The organism is Actinoplanes sp. NPDC026619 (assembly GCF_040638295.1).
In the GTDB taxonomy this organism is placed as follows: Bacteria; Actinomycetota; Actinomycetes; order Mycobacteriales; family Micromonosporaceae; genus Actinoplanes.
In genome coordinates this window covers 356,125-375,457 of the sequence record NZ_JBEZYA010000007.1, presented here as the reverse complement: position 1 = coordinate 375,457, position 19,333 = coordinate 356,125, and the positions used below count along the sequence as shown (strand labels likewise).

The window sequence follows — 19,333 nt, the reverse complement described above, 5'->3', positions numbered from 1 at the left end:
CATGGTGATGCGCGCACGCTCAGCCGAGCGGCGGCGGATCGCTGCTCGACTTGGGTAACGTTGGTGGGTTGCGGAGTGACTAGAAGCGGAGCTTCTGCGCGGCCTCGGTGGCCCAGTAGGTCAGGATGATCTGGGCGCCGGCTCGCTTGATCGAGGTCAGTGACTCGAAGATCGCACGGTCGCGGTCGATCCAGCCGTTCGCGGCGGCTGCCTCGACCATCGCGTACTCGCCGGAGACCTGGTAGGCGGCGACCGGGACCGTTACCCGGTCGCGGACGGCGGCGATCACGTCGAGGTAGGGCAGGGCCGGTTTCACCATGACGATGTCGGCGCCTTCGGCCACGTCGAGGTCGACCTCGCGCAGGGCCTCGCGGAAGTTCGGCGGGTCCTGCTGGTACTGCCGGCGGTCGCCCTGCAGCGAGGACTGGACGGCCTCGCGGAACGGGCCGTAGAACGCGCCCGCGTATTTCGCCGAGTAGGCCAGGATCGACGTGTCCTGGTAGCCCGCTTTGTCCAAGGCGCGCCGGGCGACTCCGACCTGGCCGTCCATCATCCCCGAGGTCCCGACCATGTGCGCACCGGCGGATGCCTGCGCGACCGCCATGTCCGCGTAGATGGCCAGCGTGGCGTCGTTGTCGACCGAGCCGTCCGGGGCCAGGACCCCGCAGTGGCCGTGCGAGGTGAACTCGTCCAGGCACAGGTCGCTCATGATGACCGTGGAGTCGCCCACCTCGGCCATGAGGTCCCGGATGCCCACGTTGAGGATGCCGTCCGGGTCGAGACCGGCCGAGCCGGTCTCGTCCTTGTGGTCGTCGGTCGGGACGCCGTAGAGCATCAGGCCGCCGACACCCGCGCTGACCGCCTCGTGGGCGGCCTTGCGCAGCGACTCGCGCGAGTGCTGCACGACGCCGGGCATCGAGCTGATCGGCCGGGGCTCGGTCAGACCCTCCTTGACGAAGAGGGGCAGCACGAGTTCGGACGGCGCAACCCGGGTCTCCTCCACCAGGCGGCGGAGGGCCGGGGTGCGCCGCAGGCGGCGCGGGCGAATGTCCGGGTACGACATGGTCACCTCAACATGACGTCAGCGGAAGCGCAGAGCAGTGGGTCCCTGGACCTTGGAGCCGCGGCGCTGCTTGGCCGGCATGGCGGCCAGCTTCTCGCGCAGCTCGATCGCGTACGACGCCAGCGCCTCGACCAGGTCCGGCACCGAAGCGTGCTGGGGCTGGACGTCGACGCGCAGGCCGAACTCGGTCGCCGTCTCGGCGGTCTTCGGTCCGATCACCGCGACGACCGTGCGGGCGTGCGGCTTGCCGGCGATGCCGACCAGGTTGCGGACGGTGGAGGACGAGGTGAAGAGCACCGCGTCGAAGCCACCCGACTTGATCGCGTCGCGGATCTCGGCCGGCGGCGGGGCGGCGCGGACCGTGCGGTACGCCGTGACGTCGTCGACCTCCCAGCCGCGCTCGATGAGCCCGGCCGCGAGCGTCTCGGTGGCGATGTCGGCGCGCGGCAGCAGCACCCGGCCGACCGGGTCGAGGATCTCGTCGTGCGGCGAGAACTCGGCGAGCAGGCCCTCGCTGGACTGGTCGTCGGCCGGGATCAGCTCGGGCTGGATGCCGAACGCGCGAACCGCCTCGGCGGTGGCCTCACCGATGCAGGCGATCTTGACGCCACCGAAGTGGCGGGCGTCGAGACCGTGCTCGTCGAACTTCTCCCAGACGGCGCGGACCGCGTTCACCGAGGTGAAGACGACCCATGCGTACCGGCCGTCGACCAGGCCCTTGACTGCGCGCTCCATCTGCGCCGGGGTGCGCGGGGGCTCGACCGCGATGGTCGGCACCTCGCACGGGATCGCCCCGTACGCCCGGAGGCGTGCGCTCATCGCGCCGGCCTGCTCCTTGGTCCGCGGGACCAGGACCTTCCAGCCGTACAGCGGGCGATTTTCCCACCAGCTGAGGGTGTCGCGCTCGGCCACGTCGGTGCCGACCGAGAGAACCACCCGGCCGGTGAAGCCGAGCGCCGCGGCGACGAAGCTGTCGACCGTGGACGTCGTGGTGTATTGCGTCTCGCCGGTGCCGTCGCCGGTCACCGCGACCGGGGTGCCGGGCTCGACACCGGCCGCGAGCAGGCCGTCGCGCACGGCGGCCAGGTCACCGGCGTCGACCGACACGGCGAACGAGCCCTTGCGGGCGGACGCGGCGAGCGCGTCGAAGTCGAGTGCGGTCACGTCGCCGACGTCGGCCGTGGTGCGCACGGCCGGCAGCGGGACGCCGGCGTAGGTGGCGACACCCTCGGCCTGGCCGATGCCGGGCACGACCTCGAAGTGCACGGCGGTGCGAGCGACCGCCTGCACCTCCCTGACCACCGTCTCGTGGCCGAACGGGTCGCCGGCTACGAGGTGCACGGCGGACAGGCCGGACTTGGCCGCGGACAGGAGCACCTTGGCGACGTCGCCGGGAGCGCCCTCAGCCGGGCTGAACTGGGCGTCCTGTTTGGCTTCCGACTTGATCGCGGCGAGCAGCGAGTCGGGTACGCCGCGGTCGTAGACCACCTGGTCGGCATCGGTGAGCGCAGCGTGCGCTCGGCGGGTCAGCAGTTCCGGGTCGCCGGGGCCGGCCCCGACGAACGCAATGCGACCAGCGGGTTTACGGGCGGTGCGGGTGGTCATGCTCTGCCTTCCTCACGCATGCGCTCCTGGCCCTCGCCTGCGAGGCCGTCGTCATGAACGGCTTGGTGCCGCTCGGTGCAGTCGCTCATGCATTGCTCCCCAATAGGGTGTCGGCGCCGTTCTCGAGGAGATCGGCGGCAAGTGCCTTGCCGATCTCCGCCGCGTCGGCGGGCGTTCCGGTGCGCGACAAGCGGATGGCTCGGGACCCATCCGGGCTGATCACCGCACCGCGCAGGTAGATCTCGTCGCCGTCCTCGCCCTCAGCGAGTTCGGCGTGTGCCGCGACCGGGGCGGAGCACCCGGCCTCGAGCGTGGCCAGCAACGCCCGTTCCGCCACGACAGCGGCTCGGGACGGTGCATGGTCGAGCGCGGCCAGCAGCTCGACCAGGTCTGCGTCGCCGGATCGGCACTCCACCGCCAGCGCGCCCTGGGCCGGGGCGGGCAGCATGAGCATCGGGTCCAGCGTTTCGGTGATCTCGGCGGTGCGGCCGAGACGCGCCACTCCGGCCCGGGCAAGAACGACGGCGTCCAGATCGGCTTCGGGTCCGAGGACCCGGGCGATTCGGCTGTCGATGTTCCCGCGGATCGGCGTGACCTGCAACTCTAGGCCCAAAGCATGCAATTGCGCGATTCGGCGCACCGCTCCGGTGCCGATGACCGACCCGGGCGGGAGCTCGGCGAGCGTCAGGCCACTGCGGGCGATCAGCACGTCACGCGGGTCCTGCCGTTCGGGCACGGCCGCGATGTGCAGGCCCGGGTGCACGGCGGTGGGCAGGTCTTTGTATGAATGGACGGCGAAATCGATCTCGTCGGCGATCAGCGCGTCGCGCAGGGCCGAGACGAAGACGCCCACCCCGAGCTGGGCGACCGGGGCGGCCGAGCGGTCGCCGGGCGTGATGATCCGGACCAGCTCGACCGGACGGCCGGTCGCCGCGGTCAGCGCGTCGGCGGTCTGCTGCGACTGCGCCAGAGCGAGCGCGCTGCCCCGGGTGCCGAGACGCAAAGGCGTACTCACGGGTTTCCTCCGATCTCGGGAACGGCAGCGGCCGGGGTGGCATGCGGGACATCGAGGTCGAACAGCTCACGCAGCATCGCTGCGTACTGGTCGCCGCCGGGTTCGGCGGCTAGCTGCCGGACCCGCACGGTTGGCGAATGCAGCAGCTGCTGAACGACCCGATGCAGCGTACGGGAAACTTCGGCCCGCTGCTCCTCGGTGAAATCCGGCTTCCGCGACCACAGCTTGCGCAGCTCGGCCGTCATCACGTCGTCGGCCCGGTTGCGTAGCGCGGCCACGGTCGGCGCGATGTCGGCGCCGCGCAGCCAGCCGAGGAAATGGTCCACCTCGGCGGTGACGATCTGCTCGACGGCGGCGGTCTCGGCCGCGGCCGGCATCGCTCGCCGGGACGCGGCCAGGCTGTCGATGTCGATGACGGTGACACCGTCGACGCCGTGCGCGTCGGGGGCCACGTCGCGCGGGACGGCCAGGTCGAGAACGACCAGCGGGCCGGCCGCCTCGAGCCGCTGCCGGGTGAGCACCGGCTCGGACGAGGCGGTCGCGGAGATGACCAGGTCGGCCTCGCGCAGGGCGGCGTCCAGCTCCTCGTAGGGCAGGGCGACCGCGCCGTACGCCTCGGCGAGCCGATCGGCCCGCGCCGCGCTCCGGTTGGTGATCCGCACCGGGCCGACGCCGGCCCGGGTGAGCGTGGCGACCGTCAGTGCGCCCATCGCGCCGGCCCCGATGACCAGGGCGGGCTTGCCTTCGAGGTCGCCGAGGTAGGTGGCGGCGACCTCGAGCGCGGCGGTGACCACGCTCTGGCCGGCCTTGTCGATGCCGGTCTCGGCGTGCGCCCGCTTGCCGACCCGCAGCGTCTGCTGCATCAGCTCGTGCAGCAACCGGCCAGCGGTGTCCGACTCGGTGGCCGCGTGATAGGCGTCCCGCAGCTGGCCGAGGATCTGCGCCTCGCCGACCACCATCGAGTCGAGCCCGGCCGACAGCCGGAACGAGTGCAGCACCGCCGCCTCGTCGTAGTGCACATAGAGGTGGCCGGCCAGCTCGGTGGCCGGGATGCCGGACACCTCGGAGAGCACGTTGCAGACGTCACCGAGGCCGCCGTGGAAGCCGCTGACCGCCGCGTAGATCTCCACCCGGTTGCAGGTGGACAGCACGACGGCCTCGCCGACATAGGGCTGGCTGACCAGCTTGTGCAGCAACTGGGGAATGTCGCCATCGGTGATGGTGAGTCGTTCCAGCGTGCCGATGTCAGCGGTGCGGTAGGACGCACCGACGCTGAGCAGGTTCACGACCCGACCGCCTCCTGGTTTCCCGCCCCCGCGGCCGAACGCCCGCCGGGCAGCGCGGTGAGCGACGCCTTGCGGTGTTCGTGGAATGAGAGGATCTGCAGCTCGATGGCGAGATCGACCTTACGCACGTCGACGTTCGCCGGCACCGACAGCACGCACGGCGCGAAGTTGAGAATGCTGGTGACGCCGGCCCCGACGAGCTCGTCGGCGACCGCCTGGGCAGCGCCGGCCGGGGTGGCGATGACGCCGATGGCGATCGTCTCCTCCGCGGCGACCGCGGGCAACTCGTCGATGTGGCGCACGACCAGACCGTGTATGCGATCGCCGACCTTGGCCGGGTCGGCGTCGAACAGCGCGATTATTTTGAAGCCGCGGCTGGCGAATCCGTCGTAGCCGGCCAGCGCGTGGCCGAGGTTACCGACACCGACCAGGCAGACGGCCCGGCGCTGGTCGAGACCCAGGACGTACTCGATCTGCTCGATCAGCAGGGCTACGTCGTAGCCGACGCCACGAGTCCCGTACGAGCCGAGGTGGGAAAGATCTTTGCGGAGTTTGGCCGAATTGACGCCGGCCGCGGCGGCGAGACCCTCACTCGAGATCGTGTCCGCATCGCCCTCTCCGAGGTTGTGCAGTGCGCGCAGGTATTCGGGCAACCGGGCGATCGTCGCCTCCGGAAGATCCGGGAAGGCAGGGACGGCGCCGGCCCGGCCACCGTTGCCGGACGTGCTTCCGTGACGCTGCTGACTCATCTGACTCCGTGCCGACGAGGTGTCGAGCCTTGAGGTGCGAGCCCCCTGGACGCCCGGCTCGACTGCCTGTGGTACCGGGGCTCTTCGAAGTCACACAGTAGGCGCTTGTGAAGGCGTGCACAAATCGCGATCTTGGCCCCACGAGTAGACAAAGATCGACAAGGCGTGCTAGGGGATCCGTCCGCTGAAAGTATGCCCGCTGGTCGGCCCGCACGGCCACCTCAGTTGAGCGACCGGGCGATCTCCACCGCTTCCAGCAGGGTGTCGGCAACTGGACGGCCCGATGCGCGCAGCCGGTCGGGGTGGGTGAACCCACCGGTGTAGAGCACCACGGCGGCGCCGGCCGAGTCGGCCGCGGCCGCGTCGTCGAGCGAGTCGCCGATCAGCACCACCTGGTTGCCGGTGAGTCCGAGCTCGTCCAGATGGGTGGCCAGATGACCGGCCTTGAGGTGGCCGCCGATCTCGGTGCGCAGCCCGTCCACCCGGGTGAAGACGCCGGCCAGGCCGTAGGTCTCCACCGCCGGGACCAGCTCGTTGTGGAACCACATGGACAGCAGCGACTGCGAGCCCGGCCAGGTCTTGATCGCATTCATCGCGTCGGCGGCCAGCGTCATGCTGGTCAGGCCGACCCGGTAGGCGTCATGGAAGATCCGGTCCAGCTCGCCGAACTCCTCCTCGTCGACCGCCCGCTCGAGGATCTCCGCATAGAACTCGGCGACCGGCCGGCGGAACCGGGACCGATGCTCGTCGGCGTCCACCACGCGGCCGCCGACTGCCGCGAACGCGTGGTTCGTCGAGGAGACCACCAGGCTGAGGTCGTCGAGAAGAGTGCCGTTCCAGTCCCAGACAAGATGAGTGCGTGCCACGGCGAACAACCTATATGCGGGGCTCCCCTGGCTGCCGCTGGATATCTCGAAGCAGGCGCGCCTCTTCGACCCGCCAGTAACCGTGCTCGGCGCCGTCGAGCAGCACCACCGGCACCCGGTCGCCGTAGTCGCGCTCCAGCTCGACGTCCGAGTCGACGTCCACCCGATCCCACTGACCAGGAAGTATGCGATCGAGCACGGTTTCGGCGTCGTCGCACAGGTGGCAGCCGTCCCGGCTGATCAGAACGACCCGGTTCATAGCTCTCCCTTGCGGACCTTGCCGATCGCCGAGTGCGGTAGCTCACGCACCAGCTCGACGGTCGGCAACTTGAACCGGGCGAGCTGCCCGGCGCAGAAGACCTGCAGCTCGGCGGGAGTCGGGGCCGGATCAAGAGCGGCGACGACGTACGCGTGCGGATGCTGCCCGGTCTCGTCGTCGGGCACCCCGACCACGGCCGACTCGGTCACCGCCGGGTGCGCGTCGAGGACCCGCTCGATCTCGGCCGGGTAGACGTTGAAGCCGTTGACCAGGATCAGCTCGCCGATCCGGTCGACCAGATGAAGATCGCCGTCGCCGTCCGCGTACGCGATGTCGCCGGTGGGCCACCAGCCGTCCGGGTCCGGGCCGCCGGCGCCGTCCGGCCAGTAACCGGAGAAGAGATTGGCACCGCGCACCACGATCTCGCCGGGGTCGGTGCCGGCCGTGTCTTCGATGGAAAGATCGAGCTCGGCCAGGTCTTCGTCCGGCGAGGCGGTGCCGTCCTCCCACAACACGTCGCCGGATCGAGAGCTCAGCCGCAGGGACACGCCGGGTAGCGGGCGGCCGATCGAGCCGGTCTTGCCCCGGTCGCTGACCGCCGTCGTGGTGAGAACCGGGGCGGTCTCGGTCAACCCGTACCCGATCAAGATGGTTTTTCCGGTTGCCGCGGTGAAGCGGGCGGCCTCGGCCGGAGGGAGTGGCGCGGCGCCGCACACCGCGGTGCGCAGGCTGCTGAGCGCGCCGCTCACTTCCGGCTGCCGCGACCATGCCGAGTACATACCCGGCACGCCGACCGTCACGGTCACCGCCTGCTCGGCAATCACTGACAGTGAGGCGGCGGCATCGAACCGGTCAATGAGGACGCCGGTCGCCGCATGGTGCGCGACCGTGCCGAGACCGGTGTTCAACCCGTAAGCGTGAAAAAGCGGCATCGCGAGCAGCACGACATCGTCCGGGCCGACCACGGGCGGCTCGATCGCGTCGAGCTGGTCGTGGTTCGCGGCCAGCGCGGCGTGCGTGAGCATCGCGCCCTTCGGCCGCCCGCTGGTCCCCGAGGTGTAGAGCAGAACGGCGAGATCTCCGGCGGCGACCTCCGGCAGATCACCGGTCGCGGTTCCGAGATCTGGCGGTACGCACGGCGGGGTGGCCGACCGCAGCTTCGCGCGCGCCGCCTGCTCGGCGACCACCACCGCGGCCTGGCAGTCGCCGACGACGAAGGCGAGCTCGTCGGCGGTGTAGCCGGGGTTGAGCGGAACGGCGACCCGGCCGGCACGCAGGGTGCCGAAAAAAGTCACCACGAAGTCGATCGAGTTGCCCAGCACGATCGCGACCCGCTCGCCGGGTCGCGCCAGCATGACCAGCCGGCGAGCCGCAGCGTCCACCCGGGCGTCGAGCTCTGCCCAGGTCAGCGTGGTGTCGGCGGTGATCAGCGCGGGATGGTCGGGCCGGCTTGCGGCAGCGGCCGCGACGGGGTCCTCCACGAGGGACGAGTCTGGCACAAATATGCCGAGATTCCGACGGCGGACAGCCTGTCCGTCGCGATCACGAGAGTGTCCACCATCGTGGCATAAGTTCCTTGTGTCTTGCCTGCGCCACTTCGTACTATTTTTGCGCAGCGCACACGGTGTGCGACTCCGTGTGTTCGGGGTCCGTGATACTTCCTGCCTGAGTAACGGACTCCAAAGCCCTGGGTGAGGTCGGTCGGCGTTTTGCGGCTGCCTTCACCCGTTTTGCTATGAGTTATCACCCCTCATCCCGAGGAGGCCGCTGTGCCGCAAAAAGCACGGAATTACTGCCGATCCACGTCTGGCGGGACGGATCTGCAGTCGGACGAGGCCCGCCGGGTTGAGGAGGCGCAGTGAGTCATGTGTACGCCGGGGACATGTACCACCGCGATCCGTTCGCGGCGCGCCTCGCACTCACCGAGGGCCTGACCTCCCTCCGTCGATCGGTAGACGACTTGATCACCAACACCATCCGTGGCGAAGACGCGAAGCGGACCAGCAACCGCCGCCACGTCAACGAGTCGCCCGGGGTCCGGGTGCCGCCTACCGGCAATGCCAAGCCCCTGCCCAGCGGGGGACGGGTCGCGGTGCCCGGCCGTCCGCCGATGCCCGCCCAGCCCACCGCCGGCCAGCGCAGCCAACTGCCGGAGAACCCGGCGCCCGGCGAGCAGACCGTCGTCGTGCCGGTGCAGAGCACCACCGGCCCGCCGGGTGAGAGCGAGAAACCCAAGTACCCGGCCCGCCCCGACCCGGGCGACGCCGCCGCCGAGGTGTGGGCGCTCGTCGAGCGCGCCCAGGCCGGCGAGTCCGAGGCGTTCGGCCTCATCTACGACCGGTACGTCGACACGGTGTTCCGCTTCGTCTACTTCCGGGTCGGCAACCGCCAGCTCGCCGAAGACCTCACCTCGGACACCTTCCTACGTGCCCTCAAGCGCATCGGCAGCTTCACCTGGCAGGGTCGCGACCTCGGCGCCTGGCTGGTCACCATTGCCCGCAACCTGGTGGCCGACCACTTCAAGTCCGGCCGCTACCGCCTCGAGGTGACCACCGGGGACGTGCTCGACGCCGACCGCGAGGACCGCGGTCCGGAAGGCAGCCCGGAGTCGGCCGTGGTCGACCACATCACCAACGTCGCCCTTCTGACCGCGGTCAAGCAGCTCAATCCGGAGCAGCAGGAGTGCATCGTGCTGCGCTTCCTGCAGGGCTTCTCGGTGGCCGAGACCGCGCAGACGATGGGCAAGAACGAAGGTGCGATCAAGGCCCTCCAGTACCGGGCGGTGCGGGCGCTCGCCCGCCTGTTGCCCGAAGGGTTCCAGTGGTGACCTTTTTGTCTGAAATGTCGATCTACGCATCCCGATATCAGCTGTTCGCCCCCGTAACCGGGGGCGAGTGTCACGCGTTTGTCCGGGTGCGACCCCGGCAGGTCCCCACGGCCACCGGTCTTGTCGCGACCGTCGGCGACGCTGCCGACGAGACAGTCACTAGCGAGGGGAGGTGCCCGCTATGAGCTTCGATTTCCTCGACCGGCGGAGCGCCGAGCGCTTCGCGGAGCTTCTCGACGAGAGCACCGGCGGCCGGCGGCATCACAGCCACGGCCCGGCCGACGAGCGACTCGCCGAACTGGTCGCCATCGGTTCCAGCCTTACCGCGACCAAGCCCGGGATCCAGGTCGATCCCGAGTTCCGCGTCGGCTTGCGAGCCATGCTGGTCGCCACCGCCGAGCGGGACGGCATCGGCCGTACCGCCGTCGAGTCCGAGCCCGGGAGTGCCGCGCAGCCGGCGCCGGCCCGGTCCGGACTGCGAGCCACGATCCTCGGCCGCGGTGGCCGCCGGATCCGGGCGCGCGGTGCGATCGTCATCGGCGTCGCCGCCGGTGCCATGGCGGTGTCCGGAATCTCCGCGGCAAGCGAGAACGCGTCGCCCGGCGACGCGCTGTACGGAGTCAAGCGCTCGACCGAGCGCGCCCAACTGGCCATGGCCGGTTCCGACGTAACCCGGGGCCAGCTCTCACTGGACTTCGCCCGCACCCGGCTCGCCGAGGCGGCCGCGATGTCCGGCGACGCACCCGGGTTCGCCGGGGTGCTGGACGACATGGACGCCGACACCCGCAAGGGCGTCCGGCTGCTGGACACCTCGGCGGTCGCCCGCCGCGACGTCAAGCCGCTGGCCACCGTCGACACGTTCGTGCAGGAGCAACGCAAGACGCTGCTGCCGGCGCTGGACAAGCTGAGCACGGCCAACCAGGAGCGGGCGGGGCAGTCGCTGTCGCTGCTCGACGCGGTCGGCAAGCGCGGTGACGAGCTGCGCACCGGGCTGAACTGTCCGCAGGTTCTCTCGGCGGGCTCGGACACTCTCGGGCCGAAGCTGAAGGACTGCACCAGCACGGCCGACGGCGCCGCGACGAGCCGGCCCAACGGGCACAGCGGCAAGCCCAGCACCAAGGATGACCCGCGCGGGTCGAAGGCCAAGCCGCAGCGCACCAGCCCGACGGCGAAGCCGACCGGCGGGTCGAACAAGGTGGCCACGCCGACCGACTCACCGGCACCCGGTCTCGGGACGCTGGGCGGGACGCCGCTGACCCCGTCGGTCGATCCGACCTACAGCGAGACCGGCGAGGACGACAACGCGGTCGGCGGCCTGCTCGGCGAGCTTTTCGGGTTCGGCGACTAGCCGCAGATTTGCAGTAGGCAGTAACAGGTATGGCGAGGGGCGGTTGCCGGGAGTTACCGGACCGCCCCTCATCTGTAACTATAAGCCGCCGAGCACCATCTGTTACAGACCGAACGGGTCCGGACGCTTCTCCAGCAGCTCCAGCAACGTCGCCTGAATGGTCTCCCGCACCTGGTCGGCAAGGCTGTAGACGACCATCGGATCGTCCGCGTGCTCGGTCAGGTGCGCGGTCGGGATCGGCGGGCAGAACTGGATCAGCCACTTGCTCGGCAACGGCACCAGGCCCAGCGGCCCCAGCCACGGGAAGGTCGGCGTGACCGGAAAATACGGCACTCCGAGCAGGCGGGCCAGCGGCTTGATGTCGGCCAGGATCGGATAGATCTCCTCGGCGCCGACGATGGCCACCGGAACGATCGGGGTGCCGGTGCGCAGCGCCGCCGACACGAACCCGCCCCGGCCGAACCGCTGCAGCTTGTAGCGGTCGGTGAAGCGCTTGCCGATGCCCTTGAAGCCCTCGGGGAAGACGCCGACCAACTGGCCGTCGCTCATCAGGCGTTCGGCATCGGGGTTGCAGGCCACCGTGGCGCCGGACTTGCGGGCCAGCTCACTCATGAACGGCACCCGGAACACCAGGTCGGCGCCGAGCAGTCGCAGGTGCCGCTCGGCCGGGTGCCGGTCGCGGATCGCCACCGACAGCATCAGCGCGTCCAGCGCGATCGTGCCGGAGTGGTTGCCGACGAGCAGGGCGCCACCGTCGCCCGGCACGTGCTCGATGCCGAACACCTCGGTGCGGAACCAGTCGTGGTAGAGCACTCGCAGCACCGGGTGGAAGACCGCGTCGGTGAGCTCCCGGTCGAAGCCGAAGTCGTCCACCTCGTACGCGCCGGCGAGGCGCCGGCGCAGGAAGGCGAGGGCGCCCGCGACTCGCTGGTCCCAGACGTCGACCGGGTCGGCCTTTTCGGCCGGCGGCTCGGGTGTCGGCTCGGGTGTCGGCGACTCTTCGGAATGCCCATTCATCTGCGGCACCTCCGGGATCGGCCGCCGGCCGTTGACCCGGACCGGGGCGGCCGGTTTCGGCAGCGTGAAGTCGGCGTGGCCGGGCAGCATGTCACGGTACTCGTGCTGACTCATGCCAGCTCCTCGCTTCGCTCCGAGCTGCCAAGAGCCAGTTCTGCACTGAGCTTGCCGATTCGCTCGCTACGCTCGCTCATGTGCGACATCACCCCCGCCGCTAGCTGTTCCCGCGGCGCGGACCGCGCGGATGCCGTCGAGGATGGCCCGCTCGGCCGCCTCGAGCCGGGCGGCGGTGAGCGACGATCCGTTGGCATGCGCCTCGATGAAGTCGTTGAAGGCGGTCTCGGTGGTGCGCGGAGTGAAGCCGAACTCCTCGATCAGCCGGGTCGTGTCGACCACGCGGCCGTGCACGAATAGGTCGACCTGGTCGAGGCCGATCCGGCCGATCCCGAGGTTGCGGGCCAGACCCAGCACGGCGGAGAAGGTGCCCTCCGGCAGCGGCAGGGCGACCCGGCCGGCCCGGCGCACGGCCTGGGACAGCGTGAGAACCCCGGCGCCGGCCACGTTGAACGTGCCCGGGTGGTCTTCGGTCACCGCCCGGTGGGCCACTTCGAGGGCGTCGTCGACGTGCACGAACTGCAGGCGCGCGTCGCGGCCGAAGACGGTCGGCACCACCGGCTGAACGAACAGGCGGGTGAGTGTCGTGTCGGCGGTGGAGCCGATGAACGGCGCGAACCGCAGCACGGTCGCGGCCACGTCGGGCCGGCGACGGCGGAATCCGCGAACGTAGCCCTCGATGTCGAGGATGTCGCGGGCGAACGAGCCCCGCGGAACTGCCCGGGGCTCGGTGTCCTCGGTGAAGACCGCCGGGTCGCGGAACGACGCGCCGTAGGCGGCCGTCGACGAGCGCACGATGATCTTGCGCAGGCCAGGAGCACCCTGGGCGGCGGCGAGCAGCTGCATCGTGCCGATGACGTTCTGCTCTTTCATCGCCTGGCGACCGCCGTGCTGCGAATCGGGAGCGCTGGTCACCGCCATGTGCACAACGACCTCGGCACCGAGGTCGGCCATGGCGCCGGAAGCCGCGCGAGCGTCGGCCCGGACCAGCTCGACGTCTCCCAGCACGGCCTTCAGGGCCGGAGGAGGCTCATGCGGATCCAGACCGACGACGCGTTCGATACGCGGATCGGCGGCCAGACGAGCGGCCACTCGGGCGCCGAGAAATCGGCTCACGCCGGTCACCACGACGACGCGGGGCGGTGAGGTCACCACGGGGCGGACCTTCCGGTGCGGCTTGGCGAAGCGGCGGGCAAGTGAGGCAGGGCCGGGCTGACGCCCGGCCGGCCATCACTTGCCGAGACGGCGACGCTGGACGCGGGTCTTGCGCAGCAGCTTGCGGTGCTTCTTCTTCGCCATACGCTTGCGGCGCTTCTTGACCACGGAGCCCATACGAATTTGCCTCTCGAAACCATGCGGGTCGAACCCGGGTGCCCGCCGGGCACGACCGCGTCCGTTCTGGACGGGGTCCCGGATCTCCTCGTCGCGCGAAGCAGCGGCGGGTGGTGGACCGGGAACCAACCGCCCCAGCGTACCGGCCCGGCCGGGGCAGGGCCAAAACGGCCCCTACGCCGTCTGAGAGAAGGCACCCCGCAGGTAGTCGTGCACCGCGTGCTCGGGCACCCGGAACGACCGGCCGACCCGGACGGCGGTCAGGTCGCCGCCGTGCACCAACCGGTAAACGGTCATCTTGGAGACCCGCATCAAGGCGGCCACCTCGGCAACGGTCAGAAACCGCACCTCCGAGAGGCGTTCCTCGGTCTGGGCTGGACCCGTCATCTCCTTGCACCGATCCTTTCGCGGCACGGCCCCCGCGACTCCCCGCTTCGCGACGCGGCGGCTTACGTGCGTGTCATCAGAACGGTATCGATACCGCTGTGACCAACGCGATACGTTCCGTGAAATGCGCAAGAAAAAGTCAAGGCCGACACGCCGCTTATGGTTCGATTTACCCCGAATGGGCTACTTTCCGGCGATGGCCCGGCCGAAGAGCGACACGGTCGAGGGACGCTCGGCCAGGCGACGCATCAGGTACGCGTACCACTGCTCGCCGTAGGGCAGGTAGACCCGGACGATGTTGCCGCCCGCCGCCAGCCGCGCCTGCTCCTCGGTGCGCATGCCGTACAACATCTGGAATTCGTATTCGTCGGCGGAGCGGTCGAACCAGCGGGCCCGGTCCTCGGCGATCGCGATCAGGCGGGGGTCATGGGTCGCCACCATCGGGTAGCCCTCCCCCGACATCAGGATGTTCAGGCAGCGGACGAACGACTTGTCGATGTCCAGCGTGTCCTGGAACGCCACCGACTCGGGCTCCGCGTACGCCCCCTTGCAGAGCCGCACCCGGGAACCGGTCGTCGCCAGCTCCCGGCAGTCGCCCTCGGTGCGGCGCAGGTATGCCTGCAGCACCGCGCCGGTCGACGGATAGTCCTTCCGTAGCCCGGCCAGGATCTCCAGCGTCGAATCGGTGGTGGTGTGGTCCTCGGCGTCGAGGGTCACCGACGTGCCCGCGGCGGCGGCCGCGGCGCAGACGGCCTCGGCGTTGTCGTGCGCCAATTTGTCGTCGAGCCGCTGGCCCAGCGCGGAGAGCTTGACGCTCACCTCGGCCGCCGGCGTCAGGCCGGCGGTGGTCAGCCGGGCGAGCAGAGCAACATACTCATCGCGAACCGCCTCCGCCTGCTCCACAGTCGCCGTCTCGCCACCGAGATGGTCCACGGTGATCCCGAGACCGTCGTCGGCCAGTTCGCGGGCCGCGCGCAGCGCATCCGCCACGTCGTCACCGGCCACGAACCGACGGGCAACGCTTTTACTGAGGGTCACCGACGAAAACAGTCGCCCCAGGCGGGACGAGTCCGCGGCGGCCAGGAAGACGGAACGGAGCATGGGCCGAGGGTATCGCCCGAAACCGCGCCGGTCGCGGCAACCGTGTCCGTCCGCGCGCGGTGCGGCTACCGTTGTCGAGTGAACTTCGATGCGTACGCCCGAACCGCGGTCGATCTCGTCAACGCGGAGCTCAGCGACATCGCCGGGCTGCGGGCCCTGTTCGCCGACGACCAGGCCTGGATGCGCGAGCACATCACCGAGAAGGACCTCGGTGTCTTCCGCCGCGCCCAGCGCCGGCTGCGCGACGTCTTCGAGCTGGGCACGGGCGGCCGGGACGCCGAGGCGGTCAACGAACTCAACACGCTGCTCGAGACGTTTCCGGTGCAGCCGCGCATCTCCGGCCACGACGCCAGCGACTGGCACATGCACGTGACCAGCCGGGGCGCGTCGGTCAGCGCGGAATACCTGGCCGGCGCCGCCTGGGGCCTGTCGGTGTGGCTCTGCGAGTACGGCAGCGCCCGCTTCGGCATCTGCGCCGACGAGCGCTGCGGCAACGTCTACCTCGACACGTCGTCCAACAACTGCCGGCGCTTCTGCTCGGAGCGCTGCGCCACCCGTTCGCACGTGGCGGCGCACCGGGCCCGCAAGCGGGCCGCCAACCTCACGCCCGCGTAATCGCCGGCGCCGCCGAACTCGCCGGAGCCAGGTGGCGCCGGGCGAACTCGAGGGACTCGCGCAGGTCTTTCTCGCGCGCGGGGCGGCTCGTCGCCTTCCGGGTGGAGACCTCGAGCGCGACCGAGCCGGTGAACCCGCGCGCCGCCACCGAGCGCAGCACCTCGGCGCACGGCTGATTGCCGCGCCCCGGCACCAGATGCTCGTCACGGCCCTCGCCGGTGCCGTCACCGAGATGCACGTGCTTGAGGCCGGAACCCATCTTCTGCATCATGTCCAGCGCGTCGATGCGGGACGCGGAGCAGTGCGAGATGTCCAGCGTGTAGGCGTCGAAGCCGGTCTCGGTCGGGTCCCAGCCCGGCGTGTACGGAACGAACCAGCGGCCGGCCATCTTCACCGGGAACATGTTTTCAATGGCGAAGGACAGGTCGGGGTGCCGCTGCTGGACCTTGGCCAGGCCCGGGGCGAAGTTCTTGGCGTAGTCGCGCTGCCAGGTGAACGGCGGGTGCACCACCACGGTCGGCGCGCCGAGGGACTCGGCGAGCTGGGCGGCCCGGTTGAGCCGCTCCCACGGGTCGGAACTCCAGACCCGCTGGGTGACCAGCAGGCAGGGCGCGTGCACCGACAGGACCGGCACGTCGTAATGCTCGGACAGGCCCTGCAGTGCGCCGGCGTCCTGGCTGACGGCGTCGGTCCACACCATGACCTCGACGCCGTCGTAACCGACGGTTGCGGCCATCTCGAAGGCGGCGGCGGTCGGCTCCGGGAACACCGAAGAGCTGGACAGAAGCACGGGGACGCGGGAACTCACCCTTCAAAGGGTAGACCCGTTTGTCTCGCGGCCCCGCCACACGTGCGGGTAAATGCGGTCATACCGGGCGGTGACGCCGCATTAGTCACCGGCACGCGTACGCTGTCGCGAGTGACCCGCAGTGACCGGATCCGCCCCGAGGTGGGCCTCGACTTCCCTCGTGAGTGGATCGAATTTCTCGACCCGGCCGACGACCAGCATCTGGTCCGCGCCGACCTGACCTGGCTGCTCTCCCGCTGGACGTGCGTCTTCGGCTCCGCGTGCCACGGCATCGTGGCCGGCCGGGCGCACGAGGGTTGTTGCACCCACGGCGCGTTCTTCACCGACGCGGATGACGAGAACCGGGTGAAGGCCGCGGTTCAGAAACTCACCCCGGAGACCTGGCAGCACCATCGGCGAGGCTTCAAGAACTACACCGAGATGGACACCATCGACGGTGCGAAGCCGGCCCGCCGCACCGCCATCCAGTCCGAGGACGGCCCGTGCGTCTTCCTCAACGACGCCGACTTCCCGGCCGGCGGCGGTTGCGCCCTGCACGCCCAGGCCCTGCGTGACGGCGTGCACCCGCTCACCTACAAGCCGGACGTCTGCTGGCAGCTGCCGGTCCGCCGCGAGCAGGACTGGATCAAGCGCCCGGACGGCACCAAGATCCTCCAGTCCACGCTGACCGAGTTCGACCGCCGCGGCTGGGGCGCGGGCGGCGAAGACCTCGACTGGTGGTGCACGTCGTCACCGGAGGCCCACGTCGGCTCCGAGCCGATGTACATCACCTACGGCCCGGAGCTGGCCGCCCTGATCGGCAAGCAGGCCTACGACAAGCTCACCGAGCTGTGCACGGCCCGCCTGAAGTCCGGCCTGATCGCCATCCACCCCGCCACCGCCGCCGCCGGCAACCCCGTCACCCGAGGCGGCCGCGAGCCGGCCAGCCCCGAGGCTTGACATCGGGGAGTCCACTTGGAAACCGTTGCATGCACAGTCGGCGATGTGGTGCGGACGGGGGACGTGACTCATGGCGGAGGGTTTCCGGGTCGATCTGGGCGCGCTCGAGGATGCCGCGACCGGGATCAACAAGACGCTGAACGACCTGAAGGCGAAACGGATCGACGACCTGGACGGCCGGGCGGCCGACTACGGCCATGGCAAGCTCGCCGACACGGTGGCCGACTTCTGCGACCGGTGGGAACTGGGCGTGGAACACCTGGCCACCGATGGGCAGGAGATCGTCGGCCGGCTGAACCATTCGGTGCAGGCCTATCTCAAGGTCGATCAGGCGGCCAAGGGACGCATGGACGGCATCTTCCATCAGCAGACCGGCGCTGATCCGGCGGCTGACTGATGGCCAAGGAACTCGGCGAGACCAACGATCCGCGCGAGCTCATCCCGGGCGACGCCGCCTCCGTCGCGGGCACGGCGACGGCGCTGCGGGCCCGCGGCGACGCCCTGCACGAGGCGGGCGCCGGGCTGAAGCGGATCGACACCGCGGACGGGTGGAGCGGCGAGGCCGCGGAGGCGTTCCGGGCCCGGTTCGACGGGGAGCCGTCCCGGTGGCTGGAGGCGGGCGACTGCTTTCACTCCGCCGCGGATGCGCTTACCGACTATTCGAAGATGCTGATTTGGGCACAGCAGCAGGCGGCCACGGCGATCTCGCAGTGGAACGCCGCGCAGAACACCACTCAACAGGCCACCGCGCAGCATCAGCAGGCCGAGCAGCAGGCCGGGACCGCGCTGCCGTTCGACGACCCGGGCGAGGCCGGCCGCAGCACCGCCCGGGACACCCTCGATAGCGCACGGCAGCAGCTCGACGGCGCGGGCGACACCGCCGCCGGAACGGTCGGGGCCGTGCGGGACAAGGCGCCGAAGAAACCCGGCTTCTGGAGCAAGGTCGGCGACTTCTTCGAGGACGTCGGCGCCGGGCTGGCCAACGTCGGCGGGCACGTGGCCAACGGGCTCGCGTCGTTCGGCAACGCGATGATCCATCACCCGGGCGATGTCGCGGCGGCAGCCGCCGGCGCCGGGCTGATGATCGCCGGCGCGACCGGCGACGTGGGTGGCGGTCTGCTCGACCTGACCGGCGTGGGCGCCGTGATCGGCGTGCCGATCAACATCGCGTCGACCGCGGCGGTCGTCGCCGGCGGCGGGATCGTGGTGGCCGGCGCCGGCGATCTGATGATGCACGCGACCAGCGACGACGGGGTGTCACCGGCCCGGACCGACTACGAAGGAGCCGGCGGCGGTGAGTACGAGCCGACCGAGGGCTTCCGTGGCAGCGAGTTCAGCAAGGACGAGATCGTCGAGTTCGTGAACGGTCACACCGGCGACGGCAACGTGGCGATGGGGCGGCCGACCAGCGCCGAGGTCGATGCCGCGCTCACCAAGGCAGAACCGCAGAAACTGCCGGGGCAGAATGCCGAGAAATTCGAGTACAACGGAGTGCGCGTGATCGTGAACTACGACATGCCCTGGAAGTCCACCACCTATTACCCGGGACGGTAGTCGTGCGAGTCCTTCCCCCCGAGCTCAGCGCCCAGCTCGGCGAGGCCGAGATCATGGCGATCGAGGCGCATCCGGTGCGGCTGAGCGACGCGACGTCCGTCGACGCCATCGACCTCGCCATCGGCTGGGCCGCCCGGGTCGAGAAGTTCGACGCCGACCGGGCCCTGCCGTGGTCGGACCGGACCGTCTGGAACGAGCACGATCTGGCCGGCGCCCTGTTCGCCCGCGACTTCCTGCAAACGGCACTCGACGGATTGCCGGTATCGGCCCGAGACCGGCTCGCGGGTTGGATCGCCGTCGCTGACGAGCGGTTCCGGTCGTACACCGTCGATGACCCGGACCAGAAAATGGCCAAGATTGCCGACGTCGACCTGAACGGCCGCCCCTGGTGGTGGCGGCGCGTCCCGGTCGACGGGCCGATCGTGCAAGATCTGGCGAACTACTGACG

The 19,333-nt window shown here is 70.2% G+C and carries 21 protein-coding genes; 7 read left to right on the top strand and 14 right to left on the bottom strand.

Translation table 11 applies throughout. From position 1 onward, the window contains the following. Positions 1 to 79 precede the first annotated feature (79 nt). From hemB to AB0E90_RS18685, 8 genes are all read right to left on the bottom strand, one after another. Complete coding sequence (hemB, locus tag AB0E90_RS18720) at positions 80 to 1,063, bottom strand: porphobilinogen synthase (protein ID WP_360406609.1); 984 nt, start codon at positions 1,061 to 1,063, stop codon at positions 80 to 82. Between the two features lie 18 nt (positions 1,064 to 1,081). Then, on the bottom strand, positions 1,082 to 2,668 hold the full coding sequence (locus AB0E90_RS18715; RefSeq protein WP_360406512.1) for a uroporphyrinogen-III synthase: 1,587 nt from the start codon (positions 2,666 to 2,668) through the stop codon (positions 1,082 to 1,084). Between the two features lie 85 nt (positions 2,669 to 2,753). Continuing rightward, the gene (hemC, locus tag AB0E90_RS18710; protein ID WP_360406509.1) at positions 2,754 to 3,683 is read right to left on the bottom strand and encodes a hydroxymethylbilane synthase; all 930 of its coding nucleotides are present in this window, start codon (positions 3,681 to 3,683) and stop codon (positions 2,754 to 2,756) included. After that, positions 3,680 to 4,969, bottom strand: a complete 1,290-nt coding sequence (locus AB0E90_RS18705) for a glutamyl-tRNA reductase (RefSeq protein ID WP_360406506.1) — start codon at positions 4,967 to 4,969, stop codon at positions 3,680 to 3,682. Before AB0E90_RS18705 ends, hemC begins: the two co-directional genes overlap by 4 nt. Beyond that, positions 4,966 to 5,718, bottom strand: coding sequence for a redox-sensing transcriptional repressor Rex (locus tag AB0E90_RS18700; RefSeq protein ID WP_360406503.1), 753 nt, complete (start codon positions 5,716 to 5,718; stop codon positions 4,966 to 4,968). The genes AB0E90_RS18705 and AB0E90_RS18700 overlap by 4 nt, the downstream gene beginning before the upstream one ends. Positions 5,719 to 5,939: 221 nt before the next feature. Further along, positions 5,940 to 6,584, bottom strand: coding sequence for an HAD hydrolase-like protein (locus AB0E90_RS18695; protein WP_360406500.1), 645 nt, complete (start codon positions 6,582 to 6,584; stop codon positions 5,940 to 5,942). A 10-nt stretch (positions 6,585 to 6,594) separates the two neighbouring features. Then, positions 6,595 to 6,843, bottom strand: a complete 249-nt coding sequence (locus AB0E90_RS18690; RefSeq protein ID WP_360406497.1) for a glutaredoxin family protein — start codon at positions 6,841 to 6,843, stop codon at positions 6,595 to 6,597. After that, positions 6,840 to 8,324, bottom strand: coding sequence for an AMP-binding protein (locus AB0E90_RS18685; protein WP_360406494.1), 1,485 nt, complete (start codon positions 8,322 to 8,324; stop codon positions 6,840 to 6,842). The genes AB0E90_RS18690 and AB0E90_RS18685 overlap by 4 nt, the downstream gene beginning before the upstream one ends. A 377-nt stretch (positions 8,325 to 8,701) precedes the next feature. Here AB0E90_RS18685 and AB0E90_RS18680 point away from each other — a divergent pair, with 377 nt between their 5' ends. Then, positions 8,702 to 9,670, top strand: coding sequence for an ECF subfamily RNA polymerase sigma factor, BldN family (locus AB0E90_RS18680; RefSeq protein WP_360406491.1), 969 nt, complete (start codon positions 8,702 to 8,704; stop codon positions 9,668 to 9,670). A gap of 181 nt (positions 9,671 to 9,851) precedes the next feature. Continuing rightward, positions 9,852 to 11,018, top strand: coding sequence for a DUF5667 domain-containing protein (locus tag AB0E90_RS18675; protein WP_360406488.1), 1,167 nt, complete (start codon positions 9,852 to 9,854; stop codon positions 11,016 to 11,018). 102 nt (positions 11,019 to 11,120) lie between these two features. Here the strand turns inward: AB0E90_RS18675 and AB0E90_RS18670 are convergent, their stop codons facing one another. From AB0E90_RS18670 to AB0E90_RS18650, 5 genes are all read right to left on the bottom strand, one after another. Further along, positions 11,121 to 12,149, bottom strand: a complete 1,029-nt coding sequence (locus AB0E90_RS18670) for a lysophospholipid acyltransferase family protein (protein WP_360406485.1) — start codon at positions 12,147 to 12,149, stop codon at positions 11,121 to 11,123. Positions 12,150 to 12,215: 66 nt separating this feature from the next. Further along, positions 12,216 to 13,304, bottom strand: coding sequence for an NAD-dependent epimerase/dehydratase family protein (locus tag AB0E90_RS18665; RefSeq protein ID WP_360406482.1), 1,089 nt, complete (start codon positions 13,302 to 13,304; stop codon positions 12,216 to 12,218). Between the two features lie 75 nt (positions 13,305 to 13,379). Continuing rightward, positions 13,380 to 13,481 (bottom strand): AURKAIP1/COX24 domain-containing protein, encoded by a 102-nt coding sequence (locus AB0E90_RS18660; RefSeq protein WP_007465623.1) that lies wholly within the window; start codon positions 13,479 to 13,481, stop codon positions 13,380 to 13,382. A gap of 174 nt (positions 13,482 to 13,655) precedes the next feature. Continuing rightward, positions 13,656 to 13,868 (bottom strand): helix-turn-helix domain-containing protein, encoded by a 213-nt coding sequence (locus AB0E90_RS18655; RefSeq protein WP_020512985.1) that lies wholly within the window; start codon positions 13,866 to 13,868, stop codon positions 13,656 to 13,658. Positions 13,869 to 14,051: 183 nt separating this feature from the next. Next, positions 14,052 to 14,969 carry a proline dehydrogenase family protein gene (locus AB0E90_RS18650; protein ID WP_360406478.1) on the bottom strand — a complete coding sequence of 306 codons (918 nt, stop codon included), beginning with the start codon at positions 14,967 to 14,969 and terminating at the stop codon, positions 14,052 to 14,054. Between the two features lie 78 nt (positions 14,970 to 15,047). Here AB0E90_RS18650 and AB0E90_RS18645 point away from each other — a divergent pair, with 78 nt between their 5' ends. After that, positions 15,048 to 15,584 carry a CGNR zinc finger domain-containing protein gene (locus tag AB0E90_RS18645; RefSeq protein WP_360406475.1) on the top strand — a complete coding sequence of 179 codons (537 nt, stop codon included), beginning with the start codon at positions 15,048 to 15,050 and terminating at the stop codon, positions 15,582 to 15,584. On the opposite strand, the gene AB0E90_RS18640 is transcribed toward AB0E90_RS18645, so the two are convergent. Further along, positions 15,571 to 16,392 carry a sugar phosphate isomerase/epimerase gene (locus AB0E90_RS18640; protein WP_360406471.1) on the bottom strand — a complete coding sequence of 274 codons (822 nt, stop codon included), beginning with the start codon at positions 16,390 to 16,392 and terminating at the stop codon, positions 15,571 to 15,573. The genes AB0E90_RS18645 and AB0E90_RS18640 overlap by 14 nt on opposite strands. Positions 16,393 to 16,503: 111 nt before the next feature. Here AB0E90_RS18640 and AB0E90_RS18635 point away from each other — a divergent pair, with 111 nt between their 5' ends. The 4 genes from AB0E90_RS18635 (at position 16,504) to AB0E90_RS18620 (ending at position 19,331) form a co-directional block, all read left to right on the top strand. Then, positions 16,504 to 17,331, top strand: a complete 828-nt coding sequence (locus AB0E90_RS18635; RefSeq protein ID WP_360406468.1) for a hypothetical protein — start codon at positions 16,504 to 16,506, stop codon at positions 17,329 to 17,331. A gap of 70 nt (positions 17,332 to 17,401) precedes the next feature. After that, positions 17,402 to 17,728, top strand: coding sequence for a hypothetical protein (locus AB0E90_RS18630; protein WP_360406465.1), 327 nt, complete (start codon positions 17,402 to 17,404; stop codon positions 17,726 to 17,728). Then, entirely contained in the window at positions 17,728 to 18,885 is a 1,158-nt protein-coding gene (locus tag AB0E90_RS18625) for a putative T7SS-secreted protein (protein ID WP_360406462.1), read from the top strand. The genes AB0E90_RS18630 and AB0E90_RS18625 overlap by 1 nt, the downstream gene beginning before the upstream one ends. Positions 18,886 to 18,887: 2 nt before the next feature. Continuing rightward, the gene (locus AB0E90_RS18620) at positions 18,888 to 19,331 is read left to right on the top strand and encodes a hypothetical protein (protein ID WP_360406459.1); all 444 of its coding nucleotides are present in this window, start codon (positions 18,888 to 18,890) and stop codon (positions 19,329 to 19,331) included. Positions 19,332 to 19,333 lie beyond the last annotated feature (2 nt).